Origin of the sequence: Streptomyces sp. NPDC048111, from assembly GCF_043202815.1 — a bacterium.
Classification (GTDB): domain Bacteria; phylum Actinomycetota; class Actinomycetes; order Streptomycetales; family Streptomycetaceae; genus Streptomyces.
Map to the genome: position 1 here is coordinate 948,401 of NZ_JBIDBD010000001.1, position 21,695 is coordinate 970,095.

The following is a 21,695-nucleotide window of genomic DNA, read 5'->3' on the forward strand; positions in this document are numbered from 1 at the left end:
GATGACGATTCTGGTCGTGAGCGGAACGGGCACCGAGATCGGCAAGACGGTCACCACGGCGGCCGTCGCCGCCGTGGCGCTGGCCGGCGGCCGCTCGGTGGCCGTGCTCAAACCGGCACAGACAGGGGTCGCTCCGGGCGAGCCCGGTGATGTCTTCGAGGTGCGGCGGCTGGCCGGCGAGGCGGTGACCGGCGCCGAACTGGCCCGGTTCCCCGAGCCGTTGGCACCCGACACCGCGGCCCGGCGGGCCGGCATGAGGCCGGTGGGGCCGGAGGACGTGGCCGGGGCCGCGGCGAAGCTGGCCACCGAGCACGACCTGGTCCTGGTCGAGGGCGCGGGCGGCCTGCTCGTCCGCTTCGACGAACGGGGCGGCACCCTCGCGGACGCGGCCCGGCTGCTCGGCGCCCCGGTCCTGGTGGTGACGCCCGCCGGACTGGGCACACTCAACTCGACGGCCCTGACCGGCGAGGCCCTGCGGGCCCGGGACCTCGACTTCGCCGGGGTCGTCGTGGGCAGCTGGCCGGCCGAGCCCGACCTGGCCTCGCGGTGCAACCTCGCGGACCTTCCGGTGGTGGCCGGCGCGCCCCTGCTCGGCACCGTGCCCGAGGGCGCCGGACGACTGGCGCCCGCCGACTTCCGTACCCGAGCGGCCGGTTGGCTCGCCCCGGCGCTCGGCGGCGTTTGGAGTATCTGATGGCTGTGTTACGCGCCCGCATCGGGCAGCTCGTCGTGGACTGCGCGGATCCCGGGCGGCTCGCCCGGTTCTGGGCCGCACTGCTCGGCGGGCGGGCCGTGGTGCGAGACGCCGCGTGGGCGCACGTCGACCCGCCGGGCGCGGCGCGCCTCGCCTTCCAGCGGGTGCCGGAGGCCAAGGACGCCAAGAACCGGCTGCACCTGGACCTCGCGGTCGAGGACGTGCCCCGGGCCCGGGCGGCGGCCGTGCGGCGCGGCGCGGTGCCGGTCGGCCCGACCGTGACCGACGCGCAGGGCACCTTCCAGGTGATGCGGGATCCCGAGGGCAACGAGTTCTGCTTCGTGGCGGCCACCGACGGGTGAGCGTGCCGGGCGCGGGGACAATGGCGTTGAGGGGTGCCGGTGGGTCGCACGCCGACCGGCCGCGTCCGCCGCACGCCCCGCTCCGCCGCCCGAGGCTCAGGAGGTCCGACATGGCGCAGCGCACCACGATCGCCCCGGATGCCGTGCACCATCCCGTCTTCGCCCGCTTCTACGCCCGCTACAGCGAGGCCGTGGACCTGCGGGCCGGGATCTCGGCCCACCGCGCGGAACTGCTCACCGGGCTCTCGGGGCGCGTGATCGAGGTCGGCGCCGGGAACGGGCTCAACTTCGCGCACTACCCGGCCGCCGTCTGCGAGGTGGTGGCGCTCGAACCGGAGCGCACGCTGCGGCAGTTGGCGGTCCGCGCGGCCCTGCGGGCCGAGGTGCCGGTGGACGTGGTGCCGGGAGCGGCCGAGGCGCTGCCGGTCAAGAGCGAGGCCTTCGACGCGGCCGTCGCCTCCCTGGTGCTGTGCTCGGTGCGTGATCTGCCGCGCGCGCTCGCGGAGCTGCGGCGGGTGCTGCGCCCGGGCGGCGAGCTGAGGTTCTTCGAGCACGGCCGGGCGGACGGACGGGTGCTCGCGGCGGTGCAGCGGGGACTCGACCGCACGGTGTGGCCACGGCTGTTCGGCGGCTGTCACACGGCACGCGACCCGCTGGGCGCGATCGAGGAGGCGGGCTTCGAACTCGTCGGGTACCGCCGTCTGCGGGTGCCCGAGAAGGGGTTCGCGGCGCCCTGCGCCCCCTGTGTGCTCGGCGTCGCGCGACGCCCGGCGCCCGGCCCGGCCGAGCGGTAGCGCCGGGGCGGCCGGCCCGGCGCGCCGCGGGGGGTCGCGCCGGGCCGCGCGCCGGTGGTGGGATGGGGCCATGGACGAGTTGCACATACGGCCCGCGGGCCCTGGGGACCTGGACGCGGTCCTGGCCTTCTGGAAGACCGCCGCCGAAGGCACCAGCATCAGTGACGACCGGGCGGGCGTGGAGCGTCTCGTCGTGCGCGACCGGGGGGCGCTGCTCCTCGCGGAACGGGCGGGGGCTCTGATCGGCACCGTGATCGCGGGCTTCGACGGCTGGCGCTGCCATCTGTACCGCCTGGCGGTGCACCCCGACCACCGCCGCCGGGGTGTCGCACGGGCACTGCTCGACGCGGCCGAGGAGCGGTTCGCCGCGCTCGGCGGGCGGCGGTCGGACGCGATGGTGCTGGTGCGCAACGAGTCGGCGCACGAGGCCTGGCGGGCCGCGGGATACGGGCCCGAGGAGCAGTGGCGCCGCTGGGTGAAGCCGCTGGGCTGAGCCCGCGCCCCGCCCCTTCCTTTGCCAGTGCTTTACCATGGGTGGACCGCTGATCACCCATCGACTGAAAGGTGTGAGCGTCCGCCCATGGGCGAGCCTCCCAGTACCCCTTCCTCCGCGCGACACCGTGCGCCCCGCCTCCCCCTGGCCGATCATGGGACGGAGGTGACCCGATGACCGAAGTGCTCCTGCTCCTGGCGGCCGTGCTGCTCTCGCTGGTCTGCGCGGTCTTCGTGGCGGCCGAGTTCTCCCTCACCACCGCCGAGCGCAGCGACCTGGAGCGTGCGGTCGAGCGCGGCGAACGCGGTGCCTCCAGCGCCCTCAAAGCCGTGCGCAGCCTCACCTTCCAGCTGTCCGGCGCCCAGCTCGGCATCACCGTCACCGGCCTCGTCATCGGCATGATCGCCAAGCCCTCGATCGCCAAGCTGCTCACCGGGCCGCTCGAAGCGATCGGTCTGTCCAGGACGAGCGCGGGCTCGGTGGCCCTGGTGCTCGGCATGGTCCTGTCCACCGTGTTCCTGATGGTCGTCGGCGAGCTGGTGCCCAAGAACTGGGCCATCTCCTCGCCGGTCGCCGTGGCCAAGGTCGTCTCCGCGCCGCAGCGCGCCTTCAGCGCCGCCTTCCGCCCGCTGATCAGCCATCTCAACACCTCGGCCAACCACCTCGTGCGCCGTTTCGGTCTGGAGCCCGCCGAGGAGCTGGCCTCCGCGCGCAGCCCCCAGGAGCTCGTCGCCCTGGCCCGCCACTCGGCCAAGGAGGGCGCCCTGGAGGCGGACACGGCGGAGCTGTTCGTCCGCACGCTCGGCCTGGCCGGGCTCAACGCGGAGAACGTCATGACACCGCGCGTGCAGGTCACCGCGCTCGACGTCCAGGCCACCGCCGAGGACGTCGCCAACGCGACCCGCGCCACGGGCCTCTCCCGCTTCCCCGTCTACCGGGGCAGCCTCGACTCGGTCGTGGGCATCGCGCACATCAAGGACGTCCTCGCGGTCCCCGCCGAGCGCCGGCGGCTGCACCCGGTCACCTCGCTGCTGCGCGAGCCGCTGCTCGTGCCGGCGACGCTCACCGTCGACCGGCTGCTCGACCAGCTCTACGGCAGGCGGACCATGGCCGTCGTCATCGACGAGTACGGCGGCACCGCCGGTGTCGTGACGATGGAGGACATCGTGGAGGAGGTCGTCGGCGAGGTCCGCGACGAGCACGACCCGCACGAGACCCCCGACCTCGCGCCCGCCGGGCAGGACGCCGACGGCCGCACCCTCTACTCCGCGGACGGCGCCGCCCGCGACGACCAGCTCGCAGTGATCGGGCTGCGCGTCCCGGACGGCCCGTACGAGACCCTCGCCGGCCTGGTGGCCACCCGGCTCGGCCGGATCCCCACCGTGGGCGACCGCGTGGAGCTGGCCGGCTGGCGGCTCGACGTGGTCGACGCGGCCGGGCGGCGCGCGGCCCGGGTGCTGCTGCACGCGCCGCTGACCGCCGATGACGACGAGGAGGCCGGCCGATGACCGTGATCCAGATTCTGATCGGTCTGGCCACCCTGGTGGTCAACGCCTTCTTCGTCGGCGCCGAGTTCGCCCTGATCTCGGTGCGCCGCAGCCAGATCGAACCGCTCGCCGAGGACGGCAACCGCCGCGCCCGCAGCGTCATTTGGGGCCTGGAGCACGTGTCGGCCCTGATGGCCGCGGCCCAGCTCGGCATCACGCTGTGCACCCTGGTGCTCGGTGTGGTCGCCGAACCGGCCATCGCCCACCTCGTCGCGCCGGTCTTCGACTGGGTGGGGGTGCCGGACGGGCTGATCCACCCGGTGTCGTTCGTGCTCGCCCTCGCGGTCGCGACGTATCTGCACATGCTGCTCGGCGAGATGGTGCCGAAGAACATCGCGCTCGCCGAACCGGCCCGCACCGCGCTGCTGCTCGGTCCGCCGCTCGTGACGCTGGCCCGGGCGCTGCGCCCGGTGATCTTCGCCATCAACGCGTTCGCCAACGCCATCCTGAAACTGCTCAGGGTCGACGCCAAGGACCATGTCGCCGCGACCTTCTCGGACGACGAACTGGCCCGTCTGGTGACCGACGCGGGCGATGCGGGGCTGCTGGACGACCGGGCCGCCGAGCGCCTGCACGACGCCCTCGAACTGGGGCGCAGGCCGGTGCGGGACGTGGTGGTACCGCTGGAGAAGGTGGTGCGGGCCGCGGTCGGCGCCACTCCCGCGGAGCTGGAGCGGCTGGCCGCGTCCTCCGGGTTCTCCCGGTTCCCGGTCGTCGACGACGACAGCCGCATCCTCGGCTATCTGCACGTCAAGGACGCCCTGGACGCGGCGCCGCGCGACGTGGCCTTCCCCGTCGCGGCGCTGCGGCCGATCGCCCGGGTGCGCGCCGCGAGCCCGCTGGACGACGTGCTGACCGCGATGCGGCGCAGCCGTACGCATCTGGCCGCCGTGCTGGACGAGGACGGCAAACTGGCCGGTCTGGTCAGCATGGAGGACGTGCTGCGCGAACTCGTGGGGCCGCCGGCCACGGCCTGACCCGGGCCGCCCGGCGGGCGTGCGTTCCGGCCCGGCCGGTTCTTCGAGCCGGGCCCGCCCATCGGCCGGGGCCAGTCATCGGGCGCGGCACCCGCCGCGCGGGTCAGCCGGTCGGGGTGGCCGGCCCGGTCTGCGCGGTGGGCGGGGCCGGCGCCGCCGGGGTCGCCACGACCTTGGGGGCGGCCGGGTTGGTGGTCTCGGTCAGGCCCGGGCCCGGCTGTCCCAGCTGCGCGGAGCCGACCGCCATCAGCACGGCGAGCAGGGCCGCCATGCCCGCGGTGGCGAAGGCCGCCGTCCAGTGGACGTCGAGGAGATTGGTCGCGCCGGCCGTTAGCACGGCGGCGAGTGCCTGGGCGAAGGTGCGGATGGCCCGCTCGGCGGTGGCCTTCCAGAAGGCCGCAGTGAACAACATCGCACGCTCGCTCTCTCACCGGCCGTGCGGCCGGGACGGAATTAAGTGATGTGTTCTTGGCATACCGCGAAATGGGCCCGCCGGAAAGCCTCTGACCAGCCTCTTCGCCGACGAGTACCGGCCAGGGGCCGCCACCCCGGAACATCTCCGTACCGCGCGGTACGATCACACCGCCATGGAGATGAATGCGCCATACACCAGCTTCGCCGCGATCGGGGACTCCTTCACCGAGGGCATGTCCGACCGGCTTCCCGACGGCTCCTACCGCGGCTGGGCCGATGTGCTCGCCGGCCGCCTCGCGGCCCGCGTGCCCGGCTTCCGCTACGCCAACCTCGCGGTACGCGGCAAGCTCATCGGGCAGATCGTCGAGGAGCAGGTGCCGGCGGCGGCAGCGCTGCGTCCGGACGTCGTCACGCTGGTCGGCGGACTCAACGACACGCTGCGGCCCAAGTGCGACATGGGCCGGGTGCGCGGCCTGCTCACCGAGGCGGTCGAGCGGCTCGCGCCGGCCTGCGGGCAGCTGGTCCTCATGCGCAGCCCCGGCCGCAACGGCCCGGTGCTCGACCGCTTCCGGCCGCGCATGGAGGAACTCTTCGCGCACATCGACGAACTCGCGGACCGGCACGGCGCGTTGGTCGTCGACCTCTACGGCGCACCCGCGCTCGCCGAGCAGCATCTGTGGGACTTCGACCGGCTGCACCTGACGCCCGAGGGGCACCGCAGGGTGGCCGAGGCCGTCTGGCAGACCCTGGGCCTGGATGCGGAGGACGACTGGCGCTCGCCCCTGCCCCCGCCGGCCAGGCCGGGCTGGGCCGCGAGCCGCACTGCCGACCTGCGCTTCGCCCGCCAGCACCTGGTGCCGTGGATAGGGCGCCGCCTGACGGGCCGCTCCTCCGGCGACGGTCGCAGCGGGGCCCATTTCAGCGCCGAGGAGGGGCGGGCATTCTGGGTCACTCCTGCGGACCCGGCCCGCCCCGGGCCGGTGTCGGAGTGGGTACGGGCCGAGGACTGAGCGCGCCGGTGGCCGGCCCGTATCCACACCCGTCGACTCAGCCCTGACGTACCGTCAACTCACAACGCCGTTCGGTGGGTTGGCGGTTCGAGTGGGCGTGGCGTCGGTATGAGCAGGCGCGGTGTCGGTATGAGCGTGCGTGGTGTCGGTACGGGGACGCTCGCTCGCCCCGTGCCCGTCAGCCGGCGGCGACCGGCACCGGCACCGGAGCCGGAGCCGGCACGCGGACACCGACGAACCGGGTCTCCTGACGCAGCCGGAAGCCCAGGGACTCGTACAGCCGGATGGCCCCGGTGTTGGCGGCGCCGGTGTGCAGGAACGGGACGTCGCCGCGCTCCTCGATCACTGCCGCGACGGCGCGGATCAGGCGGGAGCCGAGGCCCTGGCCGCGGAAGGCGTCGTCGGTGCAGACCGCACTGATCTCGGTCCAGCCCGGCGGACGCAGCCGCTCCCCCGCCATCGCGATCAGCCGGCCCTCGCGACGGATGCCCAGGTAGGTGCCGAGTTCCACGGTGCGGGGCAGGAAGGGGCCCGGGCGGGTCCGCTCCACCAGGTCGAGCATCTCGGGCACGTCGACGGCGCCGAGCCGGACCGCCTCGTCGTCCGGGCGCGCCTCGACCGCCTCGCCCACCATCTGGACGCCGTCCACATCGAACGTGATCTCCCAGTCGCGGGGCAGCGGACTGCGCACCCCGGCCAGCGAGACCTCACCGCCGGGACCGGCCAGCGCGGCTATGTCCGCCCAGTCGGCGGCCTCGGGCTCCGGGGGCAGTCCGAGCCAGGGCGAGACGTCGGTCTCGTAGCGCAGGACCCGACCGCGCGCCTCGGCGAAGCGGGCGTGCACTCCGGTCAGTGAGGTGTAGGCGGGGTTGTCCAGCGGATGCGGCGGGATCTCGGTGCGGACGGGCGGGTGGGACATGTTCTCCTCGTTCTCGATGCGGGGCTCACACGGCCGGGGGCCGCCGGGCGCGCCGATGCCGGACACGGGGCAGCCGCCCGTGCGTGATCTCCACGCCGGGCGCCTCGCCGGATCCGTACACGCACGCGCGCACCCCTAGGACAAGGTGCCGCGTCCCCTCCCGCATTCCCGCGGGGCGGCCGTCGCGTCCGCGCCGCACACCCGCGGCCGGCCATCACCTCGGGCGTCGGCGCGCCTGCCCCGCGGCCCGGTCGACGGCCCGTACGGCGCGGCCGGGGCGGTCCGACCCGGGGGGGCGGTGGACGATCACGCTTGGCATGCTGGGCCCATGGCCTCTCCCTCGCTCCCCGATCTGGTCGATGAACTCCTCGCCGGTACGGGCCCCTTGCCGATCGTCTCCGCCGGAGCGCCGGTCCTGCGCCGGCCCACCGGGCCGATGGACGCCGGTCTCGGCGGCGCGCGTCTCGACCGGCTGATCGAGGCCATGCGCGAGACCATGCGTGCCGCCCCCGGCGTCGGTCTCGCGGCCCCGCAGGTCGGCCTGCCGCTGCGGCTGGCCGTGATCGAGGACACGGCGGACGTCTCCGAGGAGATCCGGCGGGTGAGGGGCCGGGTGCCGCAGCCGTTCCGGGTCCTGGTCAATCCTTCGTACGCGCCGGAGGGGCCCGGCCGGGCCGCGTTCTTCGAGGGCTGTCTGAGCGTGCCGGGCTGGGGCGCGGTGGTGGCCCGGCACCGCAGCGTACGGCTGCGGGCGCTGGACGAGCGGGGCCGGCCGATCGACGAGGTGTTCACCGGCTGGCCCGCCCGCATTGTCCAGCACGAGACGGACCACCTCGACGGGGTTCTCTACCTGGACCGCGCCGAGCCGCGCTCACTGTCCTCGCGCGAGGCGCTGGCCGGACTGTGGACCCAGCCCACCCCCGCCGCGGCGGCCGAGGCCCTCGGCTTCGACCTGGCGGACGACACCGACGCATGAGCCCCGCCATCACGCTCTGCCCACCACCCGTCGCGCACCGTGCCCCACCCGCTCTCTCGTAGCAAGGCACAAACCGGGGTGGGGCGCTGGCCTGCAGAAATCGCCAGTAGACTCTGGACACGTGACTGCTGTGTCTGCGAAGCCTCGCATCCCGAACGTCCTGGCCGGCCGCTACGCCTCCGCGGAGCTCGCCGTCCTCTGGTCCCCCGAGCAGAAGGTCAAGCTGGAGCGCCGGCTGTGGCTGGCCGTGCTGCGCGCCCAGAAGGACCTGGGGATCGAGGTGCCGGAGGCCGCGCTCGCCGACTACGAGCGCGTCGTCGACCAGGTCGACCTCGCCTCGATCGCCGAGCGCGAGAAGGTGACCCGGCACGATGTGAAGGCCCGCATCGAGGAGTTCAACGCCCTCGCCGGGCACGAGCAGGTCCACAAGGGCATGACCTCCCGCGACCTGACCGAGAACGTCGAGCAGCTCCAGATCCGGCTGTCCCTGGAACTGATGCGGGACCGCACGGTGGCGGTCCTGGCCCGCCTGGGCAAGCTCTCCGGCGAGTACGCCGAACTGGTCATGGCCGGGCGCTCGCACAACGTGGCCGCGCAGGCCACCACCCTGGGCAAGCGTTTCGCGACCGCCGCCGACGAACTCCTGATGGCCTACGGCCGCCTGGAGGACCTGCTCGCGCGTTACCCGCTGCGCGGCATCAAGGGCCCGGTCGGCACCGCCCAGGACATGCTGGACCTCCTCGGCGGCGACGCCTCGAAGCTCGCCGACCTGGAGCAGCGCATCGCGGGCCACCTCGGTTTCGCCCACGCCTTCACCTCCGTCGGCCAGGTCTACCCGCGCTCCCTCGATTACGACGTCGTGACCGCGCTCGTCCAGCTGGCCGCCGCGCCCTCCTCGGTCGCCAAGACCATCCGCCTGATGGCCGGCCACGAACTCGTCACCGAGGGCTTCAAGCCCGGCCAGGTCGGCTCGTCCGCGATGCCGCACAAGATGAACACCCGCTCCTGCGAGCGCGTCAACGGCCTCATGGTGATCCTGCGCGGATACGCCTCGATGACCGGCGAGCTGGCGGGCGACCAGTGGAACGAGGGCGACGTCTCCTGCTCCGTGGTCCGCCGGGTAGCGCTGCCCGACGCCTTCTTCGCCTTCGACGGCCTCCTGGAGACGTTCCTCACCGTGCTCGACGAGTTCGGCGCGTTCCCGGCCGTCGTCGCCCGCGAACTGGACCGCTACCTGCCGTTCCTGGCGACGACGAAGGTCCTGATGGCCGCCGTGCGCGCCGGAGTGGGCCGGGAGGCCGCGCACGAGGTCATCAAGGAGCACGCCGTCGCCTCCGCGCTCGCCATGCGCGAGCAGGGCGCCGAGCGCAACGAACTCCTCGACAAGCTGGCCACCGACGAGCGCATGCCGCTGGACCGGGCCCAGCTCGACGCACTGATGGCCGACAAGCTGTCCTTCACCGGCGCCGCCGGCGACCAGGTGGGCGCCGTGGTCTCCCGCATCGAGGAGATCGTCAAGCAGCATCCCGCGGCCGCCGGTTACACCCCGGGCTCGATCCTCTGAGCCCCGCCCCGTGCTGACTCCCGAGGAGCTCCAGGCCGCCCGCGACACCGTCATCCCCGACGTGATCGCGGGCGGCCTGTCCGTCCTGTTCTGCGGCATCAACCCCGGCCTGATGTCGGGGGCCACCGGACACCACTTCGCCCGCCCCGGCAACCGCTTCTGGCCGGTGCTCCACCTGTCCGGCTTCACCCCCCGGCAGTTGAAGCCCTCCGAACAGGACGAACTCCTCTCCTACGGGCTCGGCATCACCAACGTCGTGGCCCGGGCCACGGCGCGTGCCGACGAGATCGGCGCCGAGGAGTTCCGCGAGGGCGGGCGCCTGCTGGCCGAGAAGGTCGAGCGGCTGCGCCCCCGGTGGCTGGCCGTGGTCGGCGTCACCGCCTACCGCACCGCGTTCGGTGACCGCAAGGCCCGCATCGGTCCGCAGGCGCACATGATCGGTACGACCCGGGTGTGGGCCCTGCCCAACCCCAGCGGTCTCAACGCCCATTGGACCGCCCAGACGATGGCCGAGGAGTACGCCCGCCTGCGCTGCGCGGCGGAAACCGGCCCGCAGTAGGCACCCGGCCCGGCGGCGGCCCGGAAGCCCCGCGGTAGGTCTCCCGACCCGGCGGCCCGGGAGGCACCGGGTGCGGCTCCGGCCGGTCGGGGCTTCGGCTGCCGGTCGGGGCTACGGCTGTCACTACGGCGGGTCCACGTCCGTCACCGTCACGCTCAGGTCCCAGCCGGGGCCCTCCGCCTCCAGGTCGAGGCCTATGGCGATCCAGCGTCCTTCGATCCGCCACAGGTGGAGGAAGTCGAAGCCGACCGAGAACTCCGCCCAGGGCTCGGGTATCGCCTCCCCCGCGACCAGGCGGGCCTGGGCACTCCAGAGACTGATCCACTGCGGTTCCTCCCAGCGCCGGGTGAGCTCGGCGATCAGGGCGTCGTGATCGGCCACGCATTGGGCCCGCTTTCCCAGGCGTTCCGTCAGGTCCTCCCATTCCTCCTCGTCTCCGCTCAGACATGAGCAGTGGTACCCCGGCCCGCTCACGCCCGAGCCGCTGCGGCTGCGCTCCGCGGGGAATTCCCGGGAGCGCAACCAGTCGATGTGCTGGAGGTACAGAGCGGTGGTCATGTCGTCAGTAAACCGCCCGGCACTGACAATTGGCGTGCCGTCAGTGCCCCGCCCGATGCCTTCCGGTCAGGTGCCTTCCGGTCAGGCGTCGCGTCGGCGCAGCCCCCACCAGCCGCCGCCCACCGCGAACGCCGTCCACGCCAGCAGAACGGCCATCCCGGTCCAGGGGCCGAGTGGCCCGAGCTGCTCCTGGAGCAGGACCTGCTGTCCTGCCCGATCGGGCAGGAAGTCGGCCGCGCTGCCGCCCTGCGAGACGTCTCCCACCACGAACGGGACGATCAGGAACAGCGGTACAAGCACACTCAGCGCACCGGTGACGCTGCGCAGGACGGCCGCGATCCCCGCCGACAGCAGGCTGAGCAGGGTCAGATAGAGGGCGCAGCCAAGGACCGCCCGCAGCGCGCCGGGATCGCCGATGCCTATGCCGAAGCCCTTGTCCATCAGGGCCTGTCCGCCCAGAAAGCTGACCAGGCTGGTCGCCAGACCGACCGCGAGGACACATCCGCCCACCACCGCCAGCTTGGCCGCGTAGAACAGGGTGCGGTCCGGGACCGCGGCCAGGGATATGCGGATCCCGTCGTTCTTGTATTCGCCCGCCATCGCGATCACTCCGAAGATGATCGCCGCCAACTGGCCGAAGTTCAGGCCGTAGTAGGAGAAGAGCACCGGGTCGAAATCCGTACTCCCGGGCTGCGGACGGCCGAGCGCTCCGCATATGAGGAGGGACAGGCCCGCCGTCGCCCCCGGGACGGCCAGCAGAGCGCCCATCAGCGAGCGCAGCGAACGGATTTTGATCCACTCGCAGTGCAGTGCCGCGCAGTGCATCATCGTTCAGGCCTCCATGTTCTGCGGGGCACGCGTGGCCGCGTACTCCGCCTGGCCGGCGGTGAGGTCGAGATAGGCCTGCTCCAACGTGGCCTTCTCCATGGCGAGTTCGAGGACGGGTATGCCCTCGTGGGCCGCGATCCGGCCGATGTCCTCGACCTTCGCGCCCTCCACCCGCCAGAAGCCGTCGTCTCCTTGAACCGGGTCGAAGCCTCTGGCGAGCAGCACGCCGCGCAGCCTGCCGCCCTCGGTGGTGCGCAGCCGGACCCGGGGACGGATGCGGGAGTCGATGAAGTCGCGCATCGGGGTGTCGGCGAGGAGCCGGCCACGGCCGAGCACGACGAGGTGGTCGGCGAACGACGCGGTCTCGTTCATGAGGTGACTGGAGACCAGCACCGTCCTGCCCTCACGGGCCAAGCCGCGCATCAACTCCCTTGTCCAGATGATCCCTTCGGGGTCGAGGCCGTTGGACGGCTCGTCCAGGATCACAACCGAGGGATCACCGAGCAGGGCGCCCGCTATGCCCAGCCGCTGGCGCATCCCGAGCGAGAACGTCTTGATCCGGCGGCCGGCCACCGACGCCAGTCCCGCTTGTCCAAGCACCTCGTCCACACGCCGCGCGGGTATGCGGTTGCTGGCCGCGAGGGCCCGGAGATGGGCGCGGGCGGTGCGGGAGCCGTGGGCGGCCTGGGCGTCGAGCAGAGCGCCCACCGTGCGCAGCGGCTCCGCCAGATCCGCGTACCGCCGGCCGCCGATCAGCGCGGTGCCGGAGGTCGGGCGGTCGAGGCCGAGCAGAATCCGCATCGTGGTGGACTTGCCCGCGCCGTTGGGGCCGAGGAAGCCGGTCACGCGGCCGGGCTCGACCGTGAACGTGAGCCGGTCCACCGCTCGCGTGGTGCCGTACTCCTTGCGCAGCTCTTGGACGTCGATCCGTGTCATGCCGCAAGCGTCCCGTCCACGCAGGTCAGACGCCTCCCCCGACCGAGGGGAGCTTCTCCCCCGTGCGGGGGAGCCGCAGCTCGCGGCGTCCTGCCACGATGGCCGGATGCACCGCATTCTCCGCCCGCTGGGCCGACCGGTCACCTACGCACGGTGGCTGCATCTCGTCATCCCCATGGCGTTCGTGGCGATCTGGCTGTTCATCGACATGGAGCGCGCATGGGTGGTCGGGCTGCTCGTCGTGCCGCTCGGGCTGATTCCGGCGGTGCGCCTCGAAGAGGGTATCCAGGCACAGTTGCTGCTGACTCCGCGCGAGCGCGGCAGGCCGGACGCGTCGATCACGGTCGCACCAGCGGCGACCTGGCGCGACCGGTGGCGCACCGTGCTGTGGCTGGAGGCACGGCTGGTGATGGCGGGGCTGGCGATGATGACGACCGTCTGGCTTCCGTCGACGGCCGCGGACCTGATCGCGCGCGGGTTCGGCGGCCCGCCGGTCGTCTTCGGGTGGATGGCGTCCCTGCCGTCCGGGCGGTGGTGGCTCATACCGCTCGCCCTCGTGCCGCTCGCGGTGATGCTGGCGTGTGTGGTGCTGGCGGGAAACGTCATCACCTTCATCGCCCGCGCGCTGCTGGGCCCTTCGGCCGGCGAACGGCTCACCGCACTGGAGGAGCGCACCGAGCTGCTGCTCGAACGCAACCGCATTGCCCGCGAGATCCACGACTCCATCGGTCATGCGCTGACGGTCGCCGTGGTCCAGGCGGGGGCGGCGCGCGCAGCGGGCGATCCGGCCTTCACCGACCGGGCGCTCGCGGCGATCGAGGAGACAGGCCGGGCCGCCCTTGAGGACCTGGAACGGGTGCTGCTCGTACTGCGCGAGACGGGCCTGCCGGCCAGTCAGCGCCCGACCCTGCTGGAAGCGGACCGGCTCATCGAGTCGGCCCGCGGCTCGGGGGCCGCGGTCGAGGCCGAGCTCTCCGGGGCACTGGAGCTGGTCCCCGGCCCGGTGTCGCGGGAGGGGTACCGGATCCTCCAGGAGGCGCTCACCAATGTGCTGCGGCACTCGGGGCCCGTGCCCGTACGGATCCGCATGGCCGTGCTAGGGCGGCGACTTGAGATGGACGTGACCAATCCGCTGTCGGGCCCCGCGCCCGGCGGAAAGGGAGGCAGCGGTCTGCGCGGCATACGGGAGCGCGCCGCACTGCTGGGAGGGGAGGCGCAGACGGGGGCACATGACGGCGAATGGAGGGTGCGGGTGCGGTTGCCGCTGGACACGCTGATCTGAGCTCGGAGGGAGTGGGCCGACGTCGGGTGGGCCGACGTCGGATGGCCGGGACTGGGCGGACCGCTCCCGGACGGCCCGCGACCAGGCGATCCGGGACCGGACGGACCAAGACCCCGCAGGCTGGACAGGACGGGCCTAGACCGAACGACCCGGACCGGCTGGGCCCGACCGCCGGCAGCGAGCCCATCCCCCGGCAGGGCGGCCCCTCCCGCGTTGTCCACAGGCCGTGCGGGGCCTGGCCGGCCTCCCACTAGGCTGGTCGAATGCCGGTAACCGTACTTCTCGTCGACGATGAACCCCTTGTCCGGGCGGGTCTACGGGCCGTTCTGGAGGCGCAGCCCGACATCGAGGTGGTGGGTGAGGCGGCCGACGGCGCCGCCGTGATCCCGCTGGTGCGGCAACTGCGTCCGGATGTGGTCGCGATGGATGTGCGGATGCCGCTGATGGACGGCATAGAGGCGACCCGGGCGGTGCTGCGCACGATCGAGCAGCCGCCGAAGATCCTGGTCGTGACCACGTTCGAGAACGATGAGTACGTGTACGAGGCGCTGCGGGCCGGGGCCGACGGTTTCCTGCTCAAGCGGGCCAAGCCGGCCGAGATCGTCAACGCGGTCCGGCTGGTGGCGGAGGGCGACTCGCTGCTGTTCCCGGCCGCCGTGCGGGCGCTCGCCCACGAGTACGGCAGCAACGGAACGGTTCGTACGGCGCTGGCCGAGGCGGCGCTCACCGATCGCGAGGCGGCGGTGCTGCGCCTGATGGCGCGGGGGCTGTCCAACGCGGAGATCGCGGCCAAGCTGATCGTGGGCACGGAGACGGTGAAGACGCATGTCAGCGCCATCCTCGCGAAGTTGGGCGCGCGGGACCGTACGCAGGCGGTCATCGCCGCGTACGAGTCCGGTTTCGTGGCCCCGAGCTGATGCGCCTCCGTTACCGGCCGCCGCTCGCCGTACACCTGACCAGCGAGTACGATCCGGCAGACACGCGCACAAGCTGGGAGGACACACGTTGGGGCGGCTGACCGGCGGGGATCCCTCTCTGCTGCGGAGGATCAATTCCGCGGTGGTGCTGCACGCCCTGCGAGGAGCGGAATCTCCCACACTCACCGATCTGACCCGGATCACCGGGCTGTCCCGGCCCACGGTCGAGGGCGTGGTCGACGGGTTGATGGAGGCGGGGCTCGTGGTGGAGTCCGCGCCCGAGGAGGGTGAGGCACGGCGTCAGGGCCGGCCCGCGCGACGGTTCAGGTTCCGGGCCGAGGCGGGTCATCTGCTCGGCATAGAGATCGGTCCGCACCGGGTTGCCGCGCTGCTCTCCGGTCTCGACGGCCGGATCTTCGGCGCGGGTTCCCGCGAGGTGCCCGAGACCGCGTCGGCGGACGAGCGTCTTGAGCGGGTGCGGATGACGGTCGCCGATGTGCTGCGCCGGGCCGGTGTGGCCCGCAGTTCGCTGCGCGCGGTCGGGGTCGGCAGCCCGGGCATCGTCGAGGCGGATGGCACCGTGCGGCTCGGCACCGCGTTGCCCGAGTGGACGGGATTGCCGCTCGGCGAGCGGCTCCGACGCTCCTTCCGCTGCCCCGTCCTGGTCGAGAACGACGCGAACGCCGCGGCCGTGGCCGAACACTGGAAGGGCGCGGCGGCCGACTCCGACGACATCGTCTTCGTGATGGCCGGCCTGAGTCCGGGAGCGGGCTCGCTCATCGGCGGCCGGCTGCACCGCGGCTTCGGGGGCGCGGCCGGCGAGATCGGGGCGCTGCATCTGCTCGGCCGCGATGTCACCCCCGAGAAGCTGCTTTCGACGACGGGCGAGCCACTGCACCCGCTGGACGAGCAGGCCGTCGCCGATGTGTTCGCGTTGGCCCGGCAGGGCGACGAGCGGGCGCAGGCCGCGGTCGAGCGGTTCCTGCAGCGGCTGGTGCACGACGTGGCCGCGCTGGTGCTCGCGCTCGACCCCGAGCTGGTCGTCGTGGGCGGCTGGGCGGCCGGCATCGACGGCGTACTGGAGCCGCTGCGCCGGGAGTTGGCCCGCTACTGCCTTCGGCCGCCGCGTGTGGTCCTCTCCATGCTGGGCGAGGCCGTGGTGGCGACGGGTGCGCTGCGGCTCGCCCTCGACCATGTGGAGGAAGAGCTGTTCGCCGTGGAGGGCACGGTCACCGCCCGGCGCTGACCGGCCGTCGCCAGGGCACGGTCACCGCCCAGCGCCCAGCGCCCAGCGCTCATCGACCGCCGACAGGGCACGGCACCCGGCAGGGCTCGACATCGGCGCCGGACCGGAGCAGTGGGGCGAGCCAGAGCAGACGGATCGGCCGGCCAGACGGATTGGCCGGCCAGCCGGATCGGCCGGAGCAGCGGGGTTGGCCAGATCAGCCGGGTCGGCCGGAGCAGCGGGCCGGCCCGGCGAGCCAGGTCAGGATGCCTGGCGGTGCTGGTCCGGGTGGCTGATCTCCAGGTCGCCCGAGTCGCCGAAGGTGAGCCGGCAGGTGTCGGCGCGGTAGGTGGCGACCGAGACCGCGGAGGTGCTGCCCTCGGTGACGTAGCGAGTGGTCACCACCAGTACGGGGGCGCCGGGCAGCCGGTCGAGTTCCTTGGCGTCGTCCGCGCGCGCCGAGCCCAGCTCCACGGCGCGGTCCTGGCCGTCGAGGCCGAGGCGCTGCAGCTCGCGCAGGACGGCGCGCCCGCGGGCCGGGCCCGACGGCACGTCGATGGCGGACAGTTCGGGCACCGAAGCGGCCGGGACGTACAGCAGCTCGGCGGCGACGGCCTGGCCGTGCGCCACCCGCGTGCGGCGCACGATGTGCATCTCTTCGCCGGCGTCCGCGTCGAAGAGACGCCGTACCGCGAGGGGCGGGACGGCGGACGTCGCGTCCGCGGTGGTCCAGGCGTCGCCGGGAGCGCCGGGCCAGTCGTGCTGGGCGGTGGCGACGGACACCGCGGTGCGCGGCGGGGCGACGGTGGTGCCGACGCCCCGGCGGCGCTGCAGGCGGCCTTCGAGTTCGAGCTGCTCAAGTGCCTGGCGGAGCGTCGCGCGCGCGACGCCGAACCGGGCGGCGAGATCGCGCTCGTTGGGCAGGATCTCGCCCACCGCGAAGTCCGAGTCGAGCGCCTCGCTGAGTACCGTCTTGAGGTGCCAGTACTTCGGTTCCGGCACCGATTCCAGCTGCGTGGTCCCCACCCTGATCCTCCGCAATCGCCGTGTCCCCGGCGGCTTTCCGTGCCCTTGTTTATTAAAGGTTCCTGCACTAACTCTGCGACCATAGGGCGACCCACCCCCTTGGTCAAGACCAATCCTCGTTCCGTTACCCAGCGCACACGAGAGCTGGCGCAGAGCGTTCACATGACGTTCGCACCGCCGTGAGGCGTACGACAAACGGCGCCGATCCGGACAACGCCGGACGACGCGAAGGCTCCCCCGTCCGTTCCGGCTCGCGCCTGCCCCTTGCGCTCCCGCTCCTCGAACTCCAAGCTACTGAGCGGTAGTTGTTGCTGACAGGACGTCTAAGTGCGGTGCCGGACGACGTCCACGTACGGTGCCCAGGACAGGGAGCAGGCCATGACCTCAGAGGTTTCGTTCACGATCGACACCCCTCTGGGGCGCCGCTCCACCTCGGTGACCTATCGGCGTGGCGGCGCCGGCGAGCCGCTCCTGCTGCTGCACGGCATAGGCCACCACCTCCAGGCCTGGGACCCCGTCTTCGACCTGCTCACCGCCGATCGCGACGTGATCGCCGTCGACCTGCCGGGCTTCGGCGCCTCGCCCGCCCTCCCGAGCTCCGTCTCCTACGGCCTGCCCAGCGTCGTGCCGGTACTCGGCGCACTGTGCGAGGCCCTCGGCATCGACCGGCCGCACGTCGCGGGCAATTCGCTGGGCGGCCTGCTCGCCCTGGAGATGGGGCGCGAGAAGCTCGTCCGCTCCGTCACGGCGCTCTCGCCCGCCGGCTTCTGGACGCCGGGCGAGCGGCAGTACGCGTTCACCGTGCTGCGCACGATGCGCCGCGTGGCGAAGGCGCTGCCGCTGCCCGCCATCGAGCGGATGTCCCGCACGGCCGCCGGCCGCACCGCCCTGACCAGCACCATCTACGCCCGTCCCGCTCGGCGTACCCCGGAGGCCGTGGTGGCCGAGACGGTGGCCCTGCGCACGGCCCCCGGCTTCGCACAGACCCTGGCGGCCGGGCAGGACGTCCTGTTCGCGGACGACATCCAGGGCGTGCCCGTGACCGTGGCGTGGGGCAGCAAGGACCGGTTGCTGCCGCGCCGCCAGGGAGTGCGGGCCAAGCTCACCGTCCCGGGCGCCCGACTCGTCCGCCTGCCGGGCTGCGGCCACGTTCCGATGAACGACGACCCGGCGCTCGTCACGCGCGTCCTCCTGGACGGCAGCCGTCCGGTCGGCGACACACCGGCCCCGCCGTCGATCCAACTGGCTTGAGGAAAAGGGCACTTGGCCGGGCGGGCCCCCACACCCGGCCCCCACGCCCGGCCCGCGCCCCGCACCGCGCCCCAGGCCCGCGCCCCGCCCCCCGGCCCCCCTCCCCCCGCCCGCTTGTTCACCCCGTGTTCGCGCCCGCGCCGCAGGCGGCCGGTAGGCATGGCAAGGCAAGGCAGCCAGCGACCTACCTCCCCAGGGGGCCACACCGATGCCCGACCGCCGTACCGTACTGAAGGGCTCACTCGCCGCCTCGGCGGGACTCGCCCTGCCGACCGGGCTCGCCGCCGCGCCCGCCTTCGCGCGTTCCGGCAGGCCCAGCGCCTCCTGGGGCGTGCAGGCCGGCGACATCACCGCCTCGTCCGGGCTGATCTGGGCCCGCTCGGACCGTCCGGCCCGGATGCTGGTGGAGACCTCCGCCACGGAGTCGTTCCGGCGGGCCCGCAGATGGCGCGGCCCGCTGCTGGGCCCGGGCACGGACTTCACCGGCACGACCGCGCTGCGCGGCCTCCCGGCCGGCGAGCAGATCCACTACCGGGTCACCCTGTCCGACCCCGACGACCCGGCGCGCACCGGCCGCCCGGTCACCGGCACGTTCCGCACCGCGCCCGACAGCCGCCACGACGACGTGCGCTTCCTGTGGTCGGGGGACATCGCCGGGCAGGGCTGGGGCATCAATCCGGACCTTGGCGGCTACCGCGTCTACGACGAGATGCGGCGTCTGGACCCGGACTTCTTCCTGTCCAGCGGGGACAACATCTACGCCGACGGCGTGATCCTGCCGAGCGTGACGCTGCCGGACGGGCGGGTGTGGCGCAACGTCACCACCGAGGAGAAGTCCAAGGTCGCCGAGACGCTCGCCGAGTACCGGGGCAACTTCCGCTACAACCTGCTCGACGACAACGTCCGGGCGTTCAACGCCCAGGTGCCGTCCATCGTGCAGTGGGACGACCACGAGGTGCGCAACAACTGGTACCCCGGGCAGATCCTGGACGACGCCCGGTACACCGAGAAGAACATCGATGTGCTCGCGGCGCGTTCACGGCGGGCGTTCAGCGAGTACTTCCCGATCTCCACGCTCGGCACCGGCGACCGCGCCGGCCGGGTGCAGCGCGTGGTGCGGCACGGTCCGCTCCTCGACGTGTTCGTGCTCGACATGCGGACCTACCGCGACGCCAACTCCCCCGGCCGGCAGCCCGACGACCGGGTCGGCATCCTCGGCGCCGAGCAACTCCGTTGGCTCAAGCGCGAGTTGACGCGCTCGCGCGCGGTGTGGAAGGTCATCGCCGCGGACATGCCGCTCGGCATCGTCGTGGCGGACGGGGCCACCGACTTCGAGGCCGTCGCCCAGGGCGACCCGGGCGCGCCGCTCGGACGCGAGTTGCAGATCGCCGAGTTGCTGCGGTTCATCAAGCACCGCCGGATCACCGGCACCCTGTGGCTCACCGCCGACGTGCACTACACGGCGGCCTCGCACTACGACCCCGCGCGGGCCGCGTTCAAGGACTTCGCCCCGTTCTGGGAGTTCGTGTCGGGCCCGCTCGCCGCCGGCGGCTTCCCCGCCAACAAGCTGGACGCCACTTTCGGGCCGCGCCAGGTCTTCGTGCACGCACCGGCCGCGGCCAACGCCTCACCGATGGAGACCCCGCCCAACTACGGCGAGATCGAGATCGACGGCGGCTCCAGCGACCTCACGGTGCGGCTGCGCGCCCAAGGGGGTGCCGTCCTGTTCACGCAGGTGCTGCGCCCCGGGCTCGTCGGCCAGTGAGGCCGCCGGAAGGGCCCGGACATAGGGGCCGGTGGAGGCGGACACTCCACGTCACGCACGGTGGAAAACAGCCAAAAGAGCACCAGAAGCCCACTTAACCCGTCAGTCACAAAGCGTTCGTGATCGCGCAACACCGCTGCGTCACAGTGATGCCATGACCGATACGCCAGGACAGAACTCCACGAAGCACTCCCGCCGCCGGCACCACTGGCGGCGGGACCTCGTCGAACTCGCCGCCCTGTTCACGGCCGTGGCCGTGGCCGACGGGCTCGCGAACCTCGTCGCACACGGTCCCGACGGGCCGTTCCTGCTGATCGCGTCCGCCGTCGCACTGATCGCGACGGCGGCCTTCCACACCTGGTGGGCCCGCCGCCACAGCCACGCACCGCCGCCCGCGGACACCGGCGGGACTCCGGATACCGACGCCACGGCGGACGGCTCGGGGCGCACCGGCGCGCCCCGCGAGACCTCGCTGTGGCGGATGCGGACGACCGTACGCGACGAGCCCGGCAGCCTCGCCCTGCTGTGCACCGCGCTCGCCGGACACGGCGTGGACATCCTCACGCTCCAGACTCACCCGCTCGGCGACGGCACGGTGGACGAGTTCCTCCTGCGCACCCCGGCCGAACTCTCGGCCGCGGACCTGTCCCGCGCCGTCGCGGCGGCCGGCGCACGCGACACCTGGACCGAGCGTGCCGACGCCCATGATCTGGTGGACGCGCCGACCAGGATCCTCGGCCTGGCGACCCGCACCGCCCTCGACGCCGCCGAACTCCCGCTGGCGCTGCGCCAGTTGCTCGGCCGCTGCACCATCCACTCGCTGCCCGCGGTCTCCCTGACCGGCCGGCCCACCGGCGAGAGTGCCCCCGTCGAGGGCGTCCTGGAGTCGACCGTCATGCGCCTGCGCGACCCCGGCGGCGGGACGATCACCATCGAGCGGCCCCATCTCCCGTTCACCCCGACCGAGTTCGCCCGCGCCCGCGCACTGGTCGAGCTGGACGCGCGGCTCGGCCCGCGCGTGCCGCGCGGCGAGGACGTCCTGACGCTGCCCGAGGGCAACGAGATCACCGTGCGGCGGGCCGACCCGAGCGACCTCGACGCCGCCAAGGCCCTGCACGAGCGCTGCTCCGAGCGCACGCTCGGCCTGCGCTACCACGGCCCCGTGGGGGACGCGGACCGCTACCTCGGCCACCTCCTGAGCCCGCGCTACGGTCGCACCCTCGCCGTACAGACCGCCTCAGGACGTCTGGTCGCCCTCGGGCACCTGCTGTGGGACGGCGAGGAGACCGAGGTAGCCCTGCTCGTCGAGGACGCGTGGCAGCGCCGTGGCATCGGCTCCGAACTGCTGCGCCGCCTCACCGACCTCGCCGTCGAGGCCCGCTGCGCCAGCGTGTACGCGGTCACCCAGGCCTCCAACACCGGCATGGTCGCAGCCATGCGCGGCCTGGGGCTGCCTCTGGACTACCAGATCGAGGAGGGCACCCTCGTGGTCACGGCCCGTCTCGACACCACCGCGGCCCCCCTCGACACGGCTGCCCGGCAAGGCCACTTCGGGCAGGGCTGAGCGCTCCGGCACGGCGGCGGGCCCGCCCAGTCGC

General features: G+C 73.2%; 22 protein-coding genes. 16 read left to right on the forward strand and 6 right to left on the reverse strand.

Annotated features, from left to right (window positions below):
• Position 1: 1 nt before the first annotated feature.
• The 6 genes from bioD (at position 2) to ACGF3I_RS04230 (ending at position 4,867) form a co-directional block, all read left to right on the forward strand.
• On the forward strand, positions 2-694 hold the full coding sequence (gene bioD, locus ACGF3I_RS04205; protein WP_393128976.1) for a dethiobiotin synthase: 693 nt from the start codon (positions 2-4) through the stop codon (positions 692-694).
• Positions 694-1,056, forward strand: coding sequence for a VOC family protein (locus ACGF3I_RS04210; protein WP_393128977.1), 363 nt, complete (start codon positions 694-696; stop codon positions 1,054-1,056). The genes bioD and ACGF3I_RS04210 overlap by 1 nt, the downstream gene beginning before the upstream one ends.
• A 110-nt stretch (positions 1,057-1,166) precedes the next feature.
• Positions 1,167-1,850: a class I SAM-dependent methyltransferase gene (locus ACGF3I_RS04215; RefSeq protein WP_393128978.1), complete on the forward strand. Its 684-nt coding sequence runs from the start codon at positions 1,167-1,169 to the stop codon at positions 1,848-1,850.
• Between the two features lie 70 nt (positions 1,851-1,920).
• Positions 1,921-2,343: a GNAT family N-acetyltransferase gene (locus ACGF3I_RS04220; RefSeq protein ID WP_393128979.1), complete on the forward strand. Its 423-nt coding sequence runs from the start codon at positions 1,921-1,923 to the stop codon at positions 2,341-2,343.
• A 173-nt stretch (positions 2,344-2,516) separates the two neighbouring features.
• Positions 2,517-3,851, forward strand: a complete 1,335-nt coding sequence (locus ACGF3I_RS04225; protein WP_393128980.1) for a hemolysin family protein — start codon at positions 2,517-2,519, stop codon at positions 3,849-3,851.
• The gene (locus tag ACGF3I_RS04230; RefSeq protein WP_393128981.1) at positions 3,848-4,867 is read left to right on the forward strand and encodes a hemolysin family protein; all 1,020 of its coding nucleotides are present in this window, start codon (positions 3,848-3,850) and stop codon (positions 4,865-4,867) included. The genes ACGF3I_RS04225 and ACGF3I_RS04230 overlap by 4 nt, the downstream gene beginning before the upstream one ends.
• Positions 4,868-4,970: 103 nt before the next feature.
• On the opposite strand, the gene ACGF3I_RS04235 is transcribed toward ACGF3I_RS04230, so the two are convergent.
• Positions 4,971-5,279: a holin gene (locus ACGF3I_RS04235; protein WP_393128982.1), complete on the reverse strand. Its 309-nt coding sequence runs from the start codon at positions 5,277-5,279 to the stop codon at positions 4,971-4,973.
• Positions 5,280-5,454: 175 nt separating this feature from the next.
• On the opposite strand from ACGF3I_RS04235, the gene ACGF3I_RS04240 reads away from it, so the two are divergent.
• Positions 5,455-6,291 carry an SGNH/GDSL hydrolase family protein gene (locus ACGF3I_RS04240; RefSeq protein WP_393128983.1) on the forward strand — a complete coding sequence of 279 codons (837 nt, stop codon included), beginning with the start codon at positions 5,455-5,457 and terminating at the stop codon, positions 6,289-6,291.
• Between the two features lie 178 nt (positions 6,292-6,469).
• Here the strand turns inward: ACGF3I_RS04240 and ACGF3I_RS04245 are convergent, their stop codons facing one another.
• The gene (locus tag ACGF3I_RS04245; protein ID WP_393128984.1) at positions 6,470-7,210 is read right to left on the reverse strand and encodes a GNAT family N-acetyltransferase; all 741 of its coding nucleotides are present in this window, start codon (positions 7,208-7,210) and stop codon (positions 6,470-6,472) included.
• Between the two features lie 328 nt (positions 7,211-7,538).
• Here ACGF3I_RS04245 and def point away from each other — a divergent pair, with 328 nt between their 5' ends.
• From def to mug, 3 genes are all read left to right on the forward strand, one after another.
• The gene (def, locus tag ACGF3I_RS04250) at positions 7,539-8,186 is read left to right on the forward strand and encodes a peptide deformylase (protein ID WP_393128985.1); all 648 of its coding nucleotides are present in this window, start codon (positions 7,539-7,541) and stop codon (positions 8,184-8,186) included.
• Positions 8,187-8,307: 121 nt separating this feature from the next.
• Positions 8,308-9,750: an adenylosuccinate lyase gene (purB, locus tag ACGF3I_RS04255; RefSeq protein ID WP_393128986.1), complete on the forward strand. Its 1,443-nt coding sequence runs from the start codon at positions 8,308-8,310 to the stop codon at positions 9,748-9,750.
• 13 nt (positions 9,751-9,763) lie between these two features.
• Positions 9,764-10,309 carry a G/U mismatch-specific DNA glycosylase gene (gene mug / locus ACGF3I_RS04260; RefSeq protein WP_393129121.1) on the forward strand — a complete coding sequence of 182 codons (546 nt, stop codon included), beginning with the start codon at positions 9,764-9,766 and terminating at the stop codon, positions 10,307-10,309.
• Between the two features lie 123 nt (positions 10,310-10,432).
• Here mug and ACGF3I_RS04265 read toward each other — a convergent pair whose 3' ends face one another.
• The 3 genes from ACGF3I_RS04265 to ACGF3I_RS04275 form a co-directional block, all read right to left on the reverse strand.
• Entirely contained in the window at positions 10,433-10,867 is a 435-nt protein-coding gene (locus tag ACGF3I_RS04265; RefSeq protein WP_393128987.1) for a hypothetical protein, read from the reverse strand.
• Positions 10,868-10,948: 81 nt separating this feature from the next.
• Positions 10,949-11,695, reverse strand: coding sequence for an ABC transporter permease (locus ACGF3I_RS04270; protein ID WP_393128988.1), 747 nt, complete (start codon positions 11,693-11,695; stop codon positions 10,949-10,951).
• A gap of 3 nt (positions 11,696-11,698) precedes the next feature.
• On the reverse strand, positions 11,699-12,631 hold the full coding sequence (locus tag ACGF3I_RS04275; protein WP_393128989.1) for an ABC transporter ATP-binding protein: 933 nt from the start codon (positions 12,629-12,631) through the stop codon (positions 11,699-11,701).
• Between the two features lie 106 nt (positions 12,632-12,737).
• Between ACGF3I_RS04275 and ACGF3I_RS04280 the strand changes: the two genes are divergently transcribed.
• The 3 genes from ACGF3I_RS04280 to ACGF3I_RS04290 all read left to right on the forward strand — a co-directional run bounded on the left by ACGF3I_RS04280 (position 12,738) and on the right by ACGF3I_RS04290 (position 16,076).
• Positions 12,738-13,913, forward strand: coding sequence for a sensor histidine kinase (locus tag ACGF3I_RS04280; protein WP_393128990.1), 1,176 nt, complete (start codon positions 12,738-12,740; stop codon positions 13,911-13,913).
• Between the two features lie 263 nt (positions 13,914-14,176).
• Positions 14,177-14,830: a response regulator gene (locus tag ACGF3I_RS04285; RefSeq protein ID WP_393128991.1), complete on the forward strand. Its 654-nt coding sequence runs from the start codon at positions 14,177-14,179 to the stop codon at positions 14,828-14,830.
• A gap of 88 nt (positions 14,831-14,918) precedes the next feature.
• A complete protein-coding gene (locus tag ACGF3I_RS04290; protein ID WP_393128992.1) occupies positions 14,919-16,076 on the forward strand; it encodes an ROK family transcriptional regulator in 1,158 nt (385 codons plus the stop codon).
• Between the two features lie 240 nt (positions 16,077-16,316).
• Here ACGF3I_RS04290 and ACGF3I_RS04295 read toward each other — a convergent pair whose 3' ends face one another.
• The gene (locus tag ACGF3I_RS04295) at positions 16,317-17,081 is read right to left on the reverse strand and encodes a GntR family transcriptional regulator (protein WP_393128993.1); all 765 of its coding nucleotides are present in this window, start codon (positions 17,079-17,081) and stop codon (positions 16,317-16,319) included.
• A gap of 378 nt (positions 17,082-17,459) precedes the next feature.
• Here ACGF3I_RS04295 and ACGF3I_RS04300 point away from each other — a divergent pair, with 378 nt between their 5' ends.
• The 3 genes from ACGF3I_RS04300 (at position 17,460) to ACGF3I_RS04310 (ending at position 21,661) form a co-directional block, all read left to right on the forward strand.
• The gene (locus ACGF3I_RS04300; RefSeq protein WP_393128994.1) at positions 17,460-18,332 is read left to right on the forward strand and encodes an alpha/beta fold hydrolase; all 873 of its coding nucleotides are present in this window, start codon (positions 17,460-17,462) and stop codon (positions 18,330-18,332) included.
• Positions 18,333-18,540: 208 nt separating this feature from the next.
• Complete coding sequence (locus ACGF3I_RS04305; protein WP_393128995.1) at positions 18,541-20,097, forward strand: alkaline phosphatase D family protein; 1,557 nt, start codon at positions 18,541-18,543, stop codon at positions 20,095-20,097.
• Between the two features lie 154 nt (positions 20,098-20,251).
• Positions 20,252-21,661, forward strand: a complete 1,410-nt coding sequence (locus ACGF3I_RS04310; protein ID WP_393128996.1) for a GNAT family N-acetyltransferase — start codon at positions 20,252-20,254, stop codon at positions 21,659-21,661.
• Positions 21,662-21,695 lie beyond the last annotated feature (34 nt).